General features: G+C 66.8%; 14 protein-coding genes. 7 read left to right on the top strand and 7 right to left on the bottom strand.

Annotated elements, in window-relative coordinates; all coding sequences use genetic code 11:
* Positions 1–5: 5 nt before the first annotated feature.
* The gene (locus tag AC4D14_RS14680) at positions 6–896 is read right to left on the bottom strand and encodes a diacylglycerol/lipid kinase family protein (protein ID WP_490903397.1); all 891 of its coding nucleotides are present in this window, start codon (positions 894–896) and stop codon (positions 6–8) included.
* 53 nt (positions 897–949) lie between these two features.
* Positions 950–1,399, bottom strand: a complete 450-nt coding sequence (locus AC4D14_RS14675) for a DUF4383 domain-containing protein (RefSeq protein ID WP_490903396.1) — start codon at positions 1,397–1,399, stop codon at positions 950–952.
* Between the two features lie 168 nt (positions 1,400–1,567).
* On the opposite strand from AC4D14_RS14675, the gene AC4D14_RS14670 reads away from it, so the two are divergent.
* Entirely contained in the window at positions 1,568–2,275 is a 708-nt protein-coding gene (locus AC4D14_RS14670) for a lipoate--protein ligase family protein (RefSeq protein WP_490903395.1), read from the top strand.
* Here AC4D14_RS14670 and AC4D14_RS14665 read toward each other — a convergent pair.
* Positions 2,272–2,496 carry a glutaredoxin domain-containing protein gene (locus AC4D14_RS14665; protein WP_490903691.1) on the bottom strand — a complete coding sequence of 75 codons (225 nt, stop codon included), beginning with the start codon at positions 2,494–2,496 and terminating at the stop codon, positions 2,272–2,274. The genes AC4D14_RS14670 and AC4D14_RS14665 overlap by 4 nt on opposite strands.
* A 149-nt stretch (positions 2,497–2,645) precedes the next feature.
* Positions 2,646–3,077 (bottom strand): VOC family protein, encoded by a 432-nt coding sequence (locus AC4D14_RS14660; protein WP_490903394.1) that lies wholly within the window; start codon positions 3,075–3,077, stop codon positions 2,646–2,648.
* A gap of 222 nt (positions 3,078–3,299) precedes the next feature.
* Between AC4D14_RS14660 and thrS the strand changes: the two genes are divergently transcribed.
* The 5 genes from thrS (at position 3,300) to pdxS (ending at position 8,600) form a co-directional block, all read left to right on the top strand.
* On the top strand, positions 3,300–5,312 hold the full coding sequence (gene thrS / locus AC4D14_RS14655; RefSeq protein WP_490903393.1) for a threonine--tRNA ligase: 2,013 nt from the start codon (positions 3,300–3,302) through the stop codon (positions 5,310–5,312).
* A complete protein-coding gene (locus AC4D14_RS14650) occupies positions 5,312–5,932 on the top strand; it encodes an HIT family protein (protein ID WP_490903392.1) in 621 nt (206 codons plus the stop codon). The genes thrS and AC4D14_RS14650 overlap by 1 nt, the downstream gene beginning before the upstream one ends.
* 3 nt (positions 5,933–5,935) lie before the next feature.
* Positions 5,936–6,562, top strand: coding sequence for a phosphatidylinositol phosphate synthase (gene pgsA, locus AC4D14_RS14645; RefSeq protein ID WP_490903391.1), 627 nt, complete (start codon positions 5,936–5,938; stop codon positions 6,560–6,562).
* Positions 6,563–6,564: 2 nt separating this feature from the next.
* Positions 6,565–7,500 (top strand): diacylglycerol/lipid kinase family protein, encoded by a 936-nt coding sequence (locus tag AC4D14_RS14640; protein WP_490903390.1) that lies wholly within the window; start codon positions 6,565–6,567, stop codon positions 7,498–7,500.
* A gap of 185 nt (positions 7,501–7,685) precedes the next feature.
* On the top strand, positions 7,686–8,600 hold the full coding sequence (gene pdxS, locus AC4D14_RS14635; RefSeq protein WP_490903389.1) for a pyridoxal 5'-phosphate synthase lyase subunit PdxS: 915 nt from the start codon (positions 7,686–7,688) through the stop codon (positions 8,598–8,600).
* Positions 8,601–8,684: 84 nt separating this feature from the next.
* Here pdxS and AC4D14_RS14630 read toward each other — a convergent pair whose 3' ends face one another.
* Positions 8,685–9,497 (bottom strand): DUF2382 domain-containing protein, encoded by an 813-nt coding sequence (locus AC4D14_RS14630; protein ID WP_490903388.1) that lies wholly within the window; start codon positions 9,495–9,497, stop codon positions 8,685–8,687.
* A 286-nt stretch (positions 9,498–9,783) separates the two neighbouring features.
* Between AC4D14_RS14630 and AC4D14_RS14625 the strand changes: the two genes are divergently transcribed.
* The gene (locus AC4D14_RS14625; protein ID WP_490903387.1) at positions 9,784–10,410 is read left to right on the top strand and encodes a hypothetical protein; all 627 of its coding nucleotides are present in this window, start codon (positions 9,784–9,786) and stop codon (positions 10,408–10,410) included.
* A 62-nt stretch (positions 10,411–10,472) separates the two neighbouring features.
* Here AC4D14_RS14625 and AC4D14_RS14620 read toward each other — a convergent pair whose 3' ends face one another.
* Together AC4D14_RS14620 and AC4D14_RS14615 are read right to left on the bottom strand one after the other, a co-directional pair.
* A complete protein-coding gene (locus AC4D14_RS14620) occupies positions 10,473–11,183 on the bottom strand; it encodes a GNAT family N-acetyltransferase (protein ID WP_490903386.1) in 711 nt (236 codons plus the stop codon).
* A 6-nt stretch (positions 11,184–11,189) separates the two neighbouring features.
* Entirely contained in the window at positions 11,190–13,199 is a 2,010-nt protein-coding gene (locus AC4D14_RS14615; RefSeq protein WP_490903385.1) for a M3 family metallopeptidase, read from the bottom strand.
* Positions 13,200–13,202: the final 3 nt, after the last annotated feature.

Here is a 13,202-nt window from a genome sequence, read left to right as displayed (position 1 = left end):
AGGGCTCAGCCGAGCACGGAGAGCGCACGTTGTGCGCTGTTGATGCGCACCGTCGTCATGGCTGGTGCGGACTTCACTTCGCCGTCGATCTGGTAAGGCATGGGCTTGAGGGTGGTGAACTCGTAGCTGCTCATGCTCGGCTGGTCGCCGAGCCCCTTGGTTGCTGCACGCAGCGCCGTCAGGAGCACCCGCCACTTCGCCATGTGCGGGAAGGTGATGACCTCGAATTTCCCGTCAGTCGGAAGTTCCTCGGCCTCGCTGAGCGTCGCGTACTTCGCCATCTCGGCGATGTTCGCGAACACAAGGCTGTCGAACTTCTTGTGCTTGCCGTCGGTCAGCCGGATCTCGAAGGGCTTGAAGCGGGCGAAGGTGCGCACCACCGAGAACATTTCGTTGAGGGAACCCTTGTTGCCTTTCTCGAGGTCGATTGCCACAACCGGTGTCAGCCCGAATCCGATGTAAGAATGGGCGTATTGGTCGGCAGACCCGTCGCCGATGTTGATGCGAAGCAGGTCGATCCTGCGCACCTGGCCGTCGGCTATCGCCTCGGCGAGCGGCTTCTGTCCGGTGACCCTCCGGTGGTCGTTCGCGTTGCCGGCGGCCATGACCGCGCACACGGCGTCGGCGCTTCCGCTCTGCATGACTCCGTTGACCACCTCGTTGTAGCCGCCGTCGCCGCTGACCGAAACCACAAGCGCATTGCCGCGGCGTGCCGCTTCGCGGGCCAACTCCACCGCGTGGCCGGCGTGTGCTGTAGGCATGGGTGTGATGTCCACCGGGTAGTCGAGCAGGTCGCGCAGCCGCCGCTCAAGTTCCGCGGCGAGCTTCGGGGCATCCCCGGTGCTGTTCGGGTTGAAGATGATGGAGATCGAATCGAACTGGTGTGCGGAGACCATGATTGGCTTTCTTTCGGAGCGGATAAGGGGCGGGGGACGTTAGGCGTCCGGGCTCATTCGGCGTTCCAGGACACCCTGCACAGGAGCAGGAACAACGCGGCCATGAACGTGCAGGAGATCAGGTGGAGCCAGGTTCCTGCGTCGTTCAGGGGCAGGACGTTCAGGATCGAGTCGTTGCGGATGAATGCCCCGTACGCTGCCAGGAACAGGTTGAACGCGGCGCCGACGACCAGGAAGCCCCGGGCGCCGGCATCAGTGCGCGCGGCGGCGATCCCCGCGGCGCCGAGGAGCAGGTTGACGGCGTTGTGAAGGACCGAGACCTGGACCAGGCCGGCAAGGAACGCGCCGGAGGAGCTTCCGGCAACCGACAGGTTCTCGATGCCGGTCGTGGAGCCCGGAACGAAGCCGAGCAGCCCGAGCATGAGGAACCCGGCGCTCACGGCGGCCGAGGCCTTCTGGACGCGGGTCCACCGGATCCCTCGCCTTCGGGCAACTGCATTCATGGCTTTCCAATCTCTGGTCACCGCCAGCGCGGAGGTGTGGCGACCTCAATCATAAGCGCACTTAGTTTTCACGCACCATCAGTGCTCCGCTAGATTGGCTGGATCAGCACCTTGTCGAGGGCCCGGCTGCCTCGGTGCGTGCCACAACCGGGAAGGAATTCACAACGCATGACCTCCGCGGACCCCGGATTGGGAAGACTTTCGCTGCTGCGCCAGGAGACATCCGAGGGGCCGGTCGCCGACCTTGCCTCCGGTCTTGATCTGCTCGGGGCCGTCGCCGCGGGAACCCGAGGAGCCACCCTGCGGTTCTATCGGCCGGAGCCCACCGTGGCCTTTGGGCAGCGCGACGCCCGGCTGCCCGGCTTCGCCGACGCCGAGGACAAGGCGCGGGCGGGCGGCTTCACTCCGGTGGTGCGGCGCGCCGGCGGGCGGGCGGCTGCCTATCATGGAGGCTGTCTCATCGTTGACCATATCGAGCCCGCGGCCGATGCCGTCGCGCAGACCCGCTCCCGCTTCGCCGAGTTCGGGGCGCTCTTCGCCGAGGCGCTGGCCGGCCTTGGCGTGCAGGCGGGAGTCGGGGAGATCCCGGGGGAGTACTGTCCCGGAGAGTTCAGCGTCCACGGTGCCGCTCCCGGGCGCCCGCCGCTGAAACTTGTCGGCACCGCCCAGCGCGTCATCGCCGGGGCGTGGCTGTTTTCCTCAGTGATCGTGGTTGAGGACTCCGCGTCAATCCGCGGGGTGCTCATCGACACCTACTCCGCGCTGGGCCTGGAATGGGACCCGGCAACCGCCGGCGCGGCCGAGGACCTCGTGCCGGGCCTGCGGGTGTCCGATGTCGAAGAAGCCGTTCTCGGCGCGTATGCGCGGCGGTCCTAGAGACCCAGCCGGCTCTTCACTTCAGCGGCAGAGGGGTTCGTTGCCGAGGTCCCGTCGGGGAAAATGATTGTGGGAACCGTCTGGTTTCCGCCGTTCAGGGAGGCAACCAGTTCTGCCGTCCCCGGGGTTTCCTCGATGTTCACTTCCCGGAAGCCGATGCCCTGGGCGGTGAGCTGGGACTTGAGCCTGCGGCAGTACCCGCACCACGATGTTGAAAACATGGTGATTGTTCCGTCGGCTGGTGTGTACTCCACGGTGCTCCCTTGAAAGAGGATTGTTGGTTATTCCTTCAATAATCCCAACACAGGATGCGTCCAATCGATTCCGAACCCCGTCCACTGGGTTCAGGCAGGGACGCCGGGGCCGGCGCTCAGGCGATTTCGACGAGGGTCACGGTGCCGTCGTCCGCGACGGAAAGACCTGGATTGTGGGCGACCTCCCACCGGAACCCGTCAGGGTCCGCGAAGTACCCGGAGTAGCCTCCCCAGCTCATCTGCGTTCCCTCCGCCACGATCGTTCCACCAGCGGAGACCGCCGTATTCAGCGCGGCGTCGACTTCCTCGGGCGAGTCGACGTTGTGCGCCAGGGTGAACAGCTGGGCGCTGCCGGGGCCGCCTCCGACCTCGGCGGCGAGGTGGTCGGCCCTGAACAGCGAGAGCAGCAGCCCGTGCCCAACCTGGAAGAACACCACCTCCCCGGGAACGTGAAGAAGCGGCTTCCAGCCAAGCCCGTCCGCATAGAAGCGCAGGGAGGCGTCAAGGCTCCGCACGCCAAGGGTAACGACGTGGATCTGAGGTTTCATTGCTCGATGCTCTCACCTCCGCGGCCGTTTCCGCGACACCCCCCGCGGTGTGCTCGGCGGGCACGTCGAACAGCAGGTGTGGCGGTTGTTGGTGGGCCTCGTACCCAACCGATACGATCGAGTGAACCGCGGCACGAATGCGACGAGCGCTTGCCCGGCCCCATACCGCCCGGAATCTGCAATGCACCACCGAAACCAGTTCCACTTCCCTAGGAGTCCACCGTGTCAGCGCCCCAACCGATAACCCTCATCGTCGATGGCGAAGAGAATCAGGTGACCGCGGGAACCACCGGTGCCGAGCTCTTCCGGGAACGGCGCGACGTCGTCGTGGTCCGGGTCGACGGAGAGCTGAAGGACCTCGACCAGGTGCTGCCTGGCGGGGCGCAGGTTGAGGCGGTCACCATCGACTCGCCCGAGGGACTCCAGGTGCTGCGGCACTCGGCCACCCATGTGCTGGCCCAGGCGGTGCAGCAGCTGCGCCCGGGCGCCCGGCTCGGCATCGGCCCATACATCACCGACGGTTTCTACTACGACTTCGATGTCGATGAGCCGTTCACCCCGGACGAGCTGAAGCAGCTCGAAAAGATGATGCTGAAGATCGTCAACGCGAACCAGCTGTTCGTCCGCCGCGAGGTGTCCGAGGACGAGGCGCGCCAGGCCATGGCCGAGGAGCCCTACAAGCTCGAACTGATCGGGCTCAAGGGTGATGCCGCCGACGACGACGGCGCGTCGGTCGAGGTTGGCGCCGGAGGGCTGTCGATTTACGGCAACGTCGACCGGAAGTCCGGCGACGTCGTCTGGGAGGATCTGTGCCGCGGCCCGCACCTGCCCAACACCAAACTGATCTCCAACGCCTTCGCGCTCACCCGTTCCGCGGCCGCGTACTGGCGTGGCAGCGAAAAGAACAAGCAGCTCCAGCGCATCTACGGCACCGCCTGGCCCACCAAGGACGACCTGAAGGCCTACCAGGAGCGGCTGGCCGAAGCCGAACGCCGCGACCACCGCCGCCTGGGCACCGAGCTCGACCTCTTCTCCTTCCCGGACGAGCTCGGCTCGGGGCTGCCGGTCTTCCATCCCAAGGGCGGAATCATCCGCAAGACAATGGAGGACTACTCCCGCCAGCGGCACACCGAGGACGGGTACGAGTTCGTTTACACCCCGCACATCACCAAGGGCCACCTCTACGAGGTCTCCGGCCACCTCGACTGGTACCGGGACGGAATGTTCCCCCCGATGCACGTCGACCAGGAGCTCAACGAGGACGGCTCGGTGCGCAAGCCCGGCCAGGACTACTACCTCAAGCCGATGAACTGCCCCATGCACAACCTGATCTTCCAGTCCCGGGGGCGGTCCTACCGCGAGCTCCCGCTGCGGCTGTTCGAGTTCGGCTCCGTGTACCGGTACGAGAAATCCGGGGTCATCCACGGCCTCACCCGGGTGCGCGGCATGACCCAGGACGACGCCCACATCTACTGCACGCGCGGGCAGATGAAGGAAGAGCTGACCGGGACCCTCAACTTCGTCCTGGGACTCCTCAAGGATTACGGCCTCGACGACTTCTACCTTGAACTCTCGACGAAGAACGAGGAGAAGTTCGTCGGCGCCGACGACATCTGGGAGGAAGCGACCCGCACCCTCGCCGAAGTGGCCGAGGAATCGGGGCTGAAGCTCGTTCCGGACCCCGGGGGAGCCGCGTTCTACGGCCCGAAGATTTCGGTCCAGGCCAAGGACGCGATCGGGCGCACCTGGCAGATGTCCACCATCCAGCTCGACTTCAACCTTCCCGAGCGCTTCGAGCTTGAGTACCAGGCTGCCGACGGGACGCGCCAGCGTCCGGTGATGATCCACCGTGCACTGTTCGGATCCATCGAGCGGTTCATGGGCGTGCTCACCGAGCACTATGCGGGTGCCTTCCCCGCGTGGCTCGCCCCGGTGCAGGTCCTCGCCGTGCCGGTTGCCGAGGCCTTCAACGACTACATGTACGACGTCGTCGACAAATTGAAGGCCGAAGGCATCCGGGCCCAGGTCGACGCCGGCACGGACCGCTTCCCGAAGAAAATCAGGACCGCCAGCAAGGAGAAGGTGCCGTTCGTCCTCATCGCCGGCGGAGAGGACCAGGAGGCGGGGGCGGTGTCCTTCCGCTTCCGCGACGGAAGCCAGGAAAACCAGGTGCCCGTCGACGAGGCCGTCAAACGCATCGTCGAGGTTGTGCGCTCACGGGACAAGTCAGTCTGATGCCGGACTCCCCGGCCGCTGGACCGAGCTATCCAGGAGACGAGGCGGTGACCGACGACTTCGAGATCGCCGGCGTCCCTGATGCCTTCCAGCGGCTGTGGACACCGCACCGCCTCGCCTACATCAAGGGCGGGCAGGATCAGGTGAAATCTCAGCAGGACTGCCCGTTCTGCATCGCCCCGACGCGCAGCGATGAGGAATCGCTGATCGTCCACCGCGGCGCCTCGGCCTACGTGGTGCTCAACCTCTACCCCTACAATCCTGGTCACCTGCTCGTCGTTCCCTACCGCCATGTGCCCGACTACACGGACATTGACGAATCGGAGACGGCGGAGTTCGCAGAGCTGACCCAGACCGCGATGCGGGTGCTGCGCAAGGTGTCCAATCCCGGTGGCTTCAACATCGGGATGAACCAGGGAATGACCGGCGGGGCGGGCATCGCAGCCCACCTGCACCAGCACGTTGTGCCGCGCTGGGGGGGAGACGGGAACTTCCTGCCGATCATCGCCCAGACCAAGGCGGTGACCCAGACCCTCGGTGAGGTGCGCCGGCAGGTCGCCGAGGGCTGGGCGGCCGACGAAAGCACAGCGGAGTCGGCGCCCGCCGACGGGCCGGCGTAGGCGATGCTCAACAAATACGCGCGCGGGTTCTTCACCGCCCTCTTCACCCCGCTGGCCAGGCTTCTCCTGCGGTGGAAGGTGACGCCCGACGCCGTCACGATCACCGGCACCGCCGGGGTGGCAGGCGGTGCTCTGGTCTTCTACCCCCTCGGGGAGCTCTTTTGGGGGACCCTGTTCATCACCCTGTTCGTCTTCTCCGACGTCGTCGACGGCATCATGGCGCGCATCCGCGGAGGTGGCGGCCCTTGGGGGAGCTTCCTCGACTCGACTCTCGACCGCGTTGCCGACGGCGCAGTCTTCGCCGGCCTCGCCGTCTGGTTCTTCACCGGCGGCGCCAACACCCCGATCGCGGTCGCGGCGCTCGTGTGCCTCGTCCTCGGGATGCTCGTCTCCTATGCCAGGGCAAAGGCCGAGTCCCTGGGATTCAGCGCCAACCTCGGCATCGCGGAGCGGGCCGAGCGCCTTGTCTCGGTGCTCGTTGTCACCGGGCTGACCGGATTGGGGCTGCCCCACGGGTTCCTCTTGGGAGTGCTGGTGCTCCTTGCCGTGGCGAGCCTGATCACGGTGTTCCAGCGGACTGCCGCCGTTCGCCGGCAGTCCCTGGTACACGATGCCGCCGGACAGGGCTGAGGGTGGGTTCAACCCTCCTCTCCACCACGGCACTGCTGATCGTCAACCCCTCCTCGGGCCGGGGCCGCAGCAGGCGGCTGTGGCCGGGGGTCCGTAAAGCGCTGCAGGCGAACGGCTTCGATGTCGCCGTCCACATCACCACGAGCCTGCCCGATGCCACCGCCGCGGCCGCCGGCGCCGGATCCGGGACCCTCGTGGCCTCCCTCGGTGGCGACGGGCTGCACGGAGCGGTTGCCGCGGGGGTCCGGGGGACCGGCTCGGTACTGCTGGTGCTTGGCGGCGGCCGAGGAAACGACACGGTGCGCAGGCTCGGCCTGCCCGTCCACCCGGTGCGCTCCGCCCGCCGGGTGCTGGAACTGGCCGTGCGGCCGCTCGATCTCGGTTCGGCGAACGGCGTGCCCTTCCTCGGGGTTGCCCACGCGGGTTTCGATGCGCTCGCGGCTGAGTTCGCGAACCAGGTCAGGCTTCCCCTCGGGCCGCTGAGCTACATCCTGGGAGGCGTCAAGGCACTGTGTGCCTGGCGCGGTGCGGAATTTAGCGTCACGGTCGACGGGACGCAGCACGTGTTCCCGGGGTGGTTCGTGGCAGCCGGAAACGTGGGCCAGTACGGCCGCGGGCTCTGCATTGCGCCGCACGCGGTGGTGGACGACGGCCGGCTCGATGTCGTTGCGATGGGCGCCGGCAGCCGGCTTCGGGTAGTCAGCGTGTTCCTGCGGGCCTTTCGCGGCGCCCACCTCGCCCAGCCCGGGATCCGGTGCTTCGCCGGGCAAACGCTGCGCATCGACGCCGCGCCCGGCATCAGCCTCTATGCCGACGGAGAACTGGTCGGCCCGCTCCCGGTCGACGTCACGGTGCTGCCGGCAGCGATCCTGGCGCTGGTTCCCCGCGCCAGCCCTGTCCTCCGCGAGCTGCCCGGCGACGTATCAGCGCACCTCTAGGACGGTCCACGCCCGAGTGCGGGCCCGGCACCGACCGCAACCGCCGGGTGCAGCATGACGCGGGGTGACGCGGCGCAGGAGCACCACCGTGAACGTCCGTGCGGCGCGGCCCGGTTGCGGAAGGCGCAGGCCGCCGACAGGCGTATCATGGAGGCGTATCTTCTACCAATCTTTAGGGGCTTTTTGTGTCCACCGTTGACGACAATTCGACAACTTCAGCGCAGACCGGAGGCAGCCGGGTCAAGCGCGGAATGGCCGAGATGCTGAAGGGCGGCGTGATCATGGACGTGGTCACCCCCGAGCAGGCACGCATCGCCGAGGACGCCGGTGCCGTGGCGGTCATGGCGCTGGAACGGGTGCCTGCCGACATCCGCGCCCAGGGCGGTGTTTCTCGTATGAGCGACCCCGACATGATCGACGGCATCATCGAAGCCGTCTCCATCCCTGTCATGGCAAAGGCAAGGATCGGGCACTTCGTTGAGGCGCAGGTGCTGCAGTCGCTCGGCGTCGACTACATCGACGAGTCCGAGGTGCTCACTCCCGCCGACTATGCCAACCACATCGACAAGTGGAAATTCACGGTTCCTTTCGTCTGCGGCGCCACGAACCTCGGCGAGGCCCTCCGCCGCCTGAACGAGGGCGCCGCGATGATCCGGTCCAAGGGCGAGGCCGGCACCGGCGACGTCTCGAACGCCACGATGCACATGCGGAAGATCCGCTCCGAAATCGCGCGGCTTTCCTCGATGGCCGAGGACGAGTTGTACGTAGCCGCAAAGGAACTCCAGGCGCCCTACGAGCTGGTGAAGGAAGTCGCCCGTGAGGGCAAGCTTCCCGTGGTCCTGTTCACTGCAGGTGGGATCGCGACGCCGGCCGACGCCGCAATGATGATGCAGCTCGGCGCCGACGGCGTGTTCGTCGGTTCGGGCATCTTCAAGGCCGGCAACCCGGCCGAGCGCGCCGCCGCCATCGTGAAGGCCACGACCTTCCACGACGACCCGGACATGGTCGCCAAGGTCTCCCGCGGCCTGGGCGAAGCGATGGTCGGCATCAACGTCGACGAGCTCCCGCAGCCCCACCGCCTGGCCGAGCGCGGCTGGTAACAGGCGCGGCGCCGTGGCGCCGGCACAACGAAAGGGAGGGGTGCAGCCGGCTGGCTGCACCCCTCCCTTTCGTTTTCGCGGAGACTAGCTGCCGCGTACGTTCCTGCCGTCGATTCCGTCCGGTTCGATCTGCTCTTTGCGGACTTCCTCGCTCACGGTTTCCTGTCCGGTCACGGTCTCCTTGTCGAGCCGCACGCGCTCGACGGGGACCGCCTCCTTCTGGACCACGGGGGTCTCCTTGTGGAGCACGACCTCGTGTTCCTCTTCGCTGATCGCGGGACCGGCAAGGGCCTGGTCGCGGTTGGCGTCGGTGATCGGCTCCCGCTCCAGGCGCACGCGCTCCTCCGACACCGGAACAGTCTTCGTCACGTTCTCGGTGACGACGTACTTGCGCAGGCGGACACGTCCCGATTCGCGTGTGGCGGTGCCGACGCGGAGCTGCTCCTCCGAGCGCGTCATGGCTTCGTCCGTCGTCGGGCCAGAGGTGTCGTGCCCGACCGCGTCCCTGGGGGCACCAGCGGTTGCGTCACGATCGGTGCGGGCAGTCCCGGTTCCGTTGGAGATGTCCGTGCCGCTCCGTCCGCCGAGGCTGTAGTGCCGGTAGAGACGGTCCTCCTCCTCGGGGCTCAGGTGGCCGTCGCCTTCGAGGTTCGGTGCGTCCTTGACGAGGTCCTTGCTGTAGGGGACCCGGATGTCGTCTCCATCGACCGTGGCCGCCTCAAGCGGGACAAACGATTCGGATGTTCCGAAAAGGCCCGTGTTCACAGTGACCCAGCTCGGATTGCCCGTCTCGTCGTCGACGTAGAGCTGGCCTACGGAGCCAAGCTTCTGTCCGTCATCGGTGTAGACCTTGCCCCGGCCCTCGGCCAGGCGGTTCAGCTGTTCGGAAGTAATCATGATTCCTCTCCTGCTGTTCACGGGAGCGGTGGCTCCCTTGCGTCCGACCCCACTCTAGGGGCGTGTCATGAAAATGACAAGCTAACTTACTACTAGAGTGTCAAGTGAATTTCCCGCGCGGACTTTCATCTATTCCCCCGCCCCTTTGAGTTGCGCCGAGGCAGATTCTTCGTATAACTAGTAAGTAGGCTGTCGAATAATCCAGAGGCTTCCGGCTCTGGGAAGCCGGTGCGGGAACGCGCTGGAGGATTGCTGAGACAGGACCAGATACCAGAAGGAGAAGTGAATGACGCACCACAACGCTGCAGGGGCAAGCACGCCCAAGGGACGGCGCGATGACCTCGTTGCCGAGGAACGGCGGCAGTTCGGCGGCATCAAGTTTGGCTCAGCCTTCTTTGGTTGGATGACTGCGACTGGCATCGCCGTGTTGCTCACCGCACTGCTCACCGCGGTCGGGGCAGGGGTCGGGGTGGCCAACAACGCGGACGCCGGGCAGGTGGCCGACCAGGCCAGTTCTGACCTGCAGACCGTCGGAATCGTCAGCGGCATTGTGCTGGCGGTCATCCTGTTCGTCGCGTATTACTGCGGAGGGTACGTCGCCGGCCGCATGGCCCGCTTCGACGGCGCCAAGCAGGGCTTCGCAGTGTGGCTGTGGGCCGTCGTCGTCGCTGTTGTTCTCGCCATCCTCGGTGCGGTTGCCGGGAGCCAGTTCAACATTCTCGGCAGCATCAACGGGTTCCCCCGCATTCCCATCAATGAGGGGGCACTGACCACGGGCGGAATCATTGCCCTCGTCATTGCCGTGCTGGTTCCCCTCGTTGGTGCAGTCCTCGGCGGCAAGGCGGGGATGCACTTCCACCGCAAGGTCGACCAGGCAGGCATCGAGCACCAGGCCGGCCTGACCCGCTCCTAAGCGGACCTGCGGCGGTATGCGGGCCCGGCTTCCCCTCGGGGAGGCCGGGCCCGCAGCCGTCCTCAGAGACCCATCCAAAACGTCTTGCCGCGCCCCACGAGGTTGAACCCCCGGGCCTGGAAGAACTCCGCCCCCTGCGGTGCGGCATTCACCGCAAGGTGCTGGGCACCGGAGGCCGCGGCGGCCTTCGCCGCCCGGCTGACCAGTGCCGTGCCGAGCCCCCGGCGCCGGTACGGCGGCAGCACCTCGACGGAAAAGATGCCGCCCAGACCGCGCAGCCCCACAACTCCCGAAGGGTAGAACGAATACGCGGCCCCCACGAGGTTTCCCTCAACCCGAGCCTCCGCGTGCCACGCCTGCCGGGGCTGGGAACGCACCACCCTCAGTTCCCGCGCCAGCGGCCCCCGGTAGTCCGGAACCTCGGTGGAGAGCGAGGCGGCGGCGTCGTCGTACCCCGCCGGGAGGCCCACCGGAGCGGCCATCCATGACGGCTGCCACCCTGGGTCGAAACCCATTCCCGACAGGCTTGTGCTTTTCACTGCGCCGTTAAGCCAGACCCCGACCGTCTTTGCCCCGAGGCGCGACCCCTCCGCCAGAGCCGGCCGAATGCCTGCCGGTGAGATCTCCTGGGGAAACAGGAGCATCAGTTCACGCCGGGCGGGAAGCCATGCCCAGGAGCATCCGTGGGTGGAAAAGGTCCTCCCGCCGGTCGCTGTGGCAAGCGCGGCGAACCAGGCGCTCTGCAGGTGCTGGCACTGGGCTATCGTGACCATCGGGTGCTAGTCCAGCCCGCGCCGCTTCAACAGCGGCCCGATCTCGGCGTCGCGCCCGCGGAAGTTGCGGAACGCCTCAAGCGGATCGAGGCTGTTGCCCCTGGAGAGGAGTTCACGCCGGAAATAATCCCCGTTTGCGCGGGTGAGCCCTCCCGAGGATTTGAACCACTCGACCGTGTCGGCGTCGAGCACCTCGCTCCAGATGTACGCGTAGTAGCCGGCAGCATACCCTCCGGCGAAGATGTGCCGGAAGTACCCCGTGCGGTACCGCGGCGGAACCAGGGCGAAGTCGAGTCCGGCCGTCTCCAGGGCCTCCCGCTCGAAGGCCTCCGGGTCCGTGATTTCCGTCCCCGCCTCGAGGCTGTGCCAGGCGAGGTCAAGCAGGGCCGCACCAAGGTACTCGGTAGTCGCGAAGCCCTCACCCCAGGTCCGGGCAGCTTTCAGCCGGGCGGTCACTTCCTGCGGCAGTTCCTCGCCGGTCGCATGATGGCGGGCATAGTTTGCGACGACCTCCGGCCAGAGCATCCACATCTCGTTGACCTGCGAGGGGTATTCGACGAAGTCCCTGGGCACGTTGGTCCCGGACAGCGAGGGGTAGGTGACGTTGGAGAGGAGTCCGTGAAGCGCATGGCCGAACTCGTGGAAGGCGGTCACCACTTCGTCGTAGGTGAGCAGGGTCGGCTCGCCGGGGGCCGGCTTGGGAATGTTCAGGTTGTTCACCACCACCGCGCGCGTTCCCTGAAGCGCTGACTGTTCAACGAAGGAGTTCATCCACGCGCCACCGTTCTTTGTGTCGCGCGTGTAGTAGTCACCGAGGAACAGTCCGAGCTCGCTGCCGTCCGCCTCGAACACCTCCCACACCCGCACCTCCGGGTGGTAGCCGCGCAGGTCGCTGCGTTCGGTGAAGGTGAGCCCGTAGAGCCGGTTGGCGGCGAAGAAAATCCCGTCGGAAAGGACGCGCTCCAGCTCAAAGTAGGGGCGCAGGGAAGCGAGGTCGACGTCGAACGTGGCCTGGCGCACCTTCGCCGCGTAGTAGGCCCAGTCCCAGGGTTCGATCGGATGCCCTGCCGCCTTCTCCAGTTCGGCGGCCTCCGCCCGTGCGTTGCGCACTGCCGGGGCGGTGAGCTCGCGCAGCCGCGTGCGGATTGCGTCGAGCGAGGGCGCGGTCTGGTCGTCGGTCGCCGCTTCGGCGAAGTTGGCGAATCCGAGGAGGGAGGCACGTTCGGCGCGCAGCGTGGCCATACGCGCGGCCAGCCCAAGCGTGTTGTTCTCGTTGCCGCGGAATCCCCGGGTCACCGAGGCTTCGTGGAGCCGGCGGCGTACGTCGCGGTTGGCCAGCAGTTCGAGGGCGGGCTGGGCGGTGGGGAGGATCAGGCCCAGGAGGTACTTGCCGGGGTGCCCCGCCGCTTCGGCGGCACCGGCCACCGCGGCAATGCCTTCGGGGGAGAGGCCGTCGAGTTCCTCCGCGCTGGTGAGCAGCACGGCGGCGTCGTTGGTGTCGCGCAGCAGCCGCTGCTGAAACTCGGTGCCGAGCTCCGACAGCTGGGAGTTCAGGTCCCGCAGCCGTTCCTGCGCGGCGTCGTCGAGTTCCGCGCCCGCCCGGACGAACCGCCTGCGGTATTCGTCAACGAGCCGGACCGCCTCGGCGTCGAGGTTTTCCGTCGGTACCTGCGAAAGCCGCTCGAAGAGCCGGCGGTTCAGGTAGATGTCGTCCTCGTGGCCGGCGACGCGCGGCCCCACGAGCTTTTCAATCTCCTGGATGGACTCCGTCGAGTCGGACCCCGTGCGGTTGTAGAACGCTTCTGCCACCCGACGCAGGGTGCTGCCTGCCCGTTCAAGGGCTTCGACGGTGTTCGTGAAGTCCGCGGGCCCGCCGGAGTCCACGATTGCGTCGATCTCGGCGAGGTGCTCGGCGAACCCGGCCTCGAACGCAGGCAGGTAGTGCTCGTCGCGGATGCTGCCGAAATCGGGGAGCTGGTACGGAAGCGTGCTCGGCTCAAGGAAAGGGTTGCTCATAGG

It is taken from the genome of Arthrobacter sp. TJ-254 (genome assembly GCF_058269175.1).
Note: the sequence above shows the minus strand (reverse complement) of the source record. Positions and strands in the feature narration are given on the sequence as shown.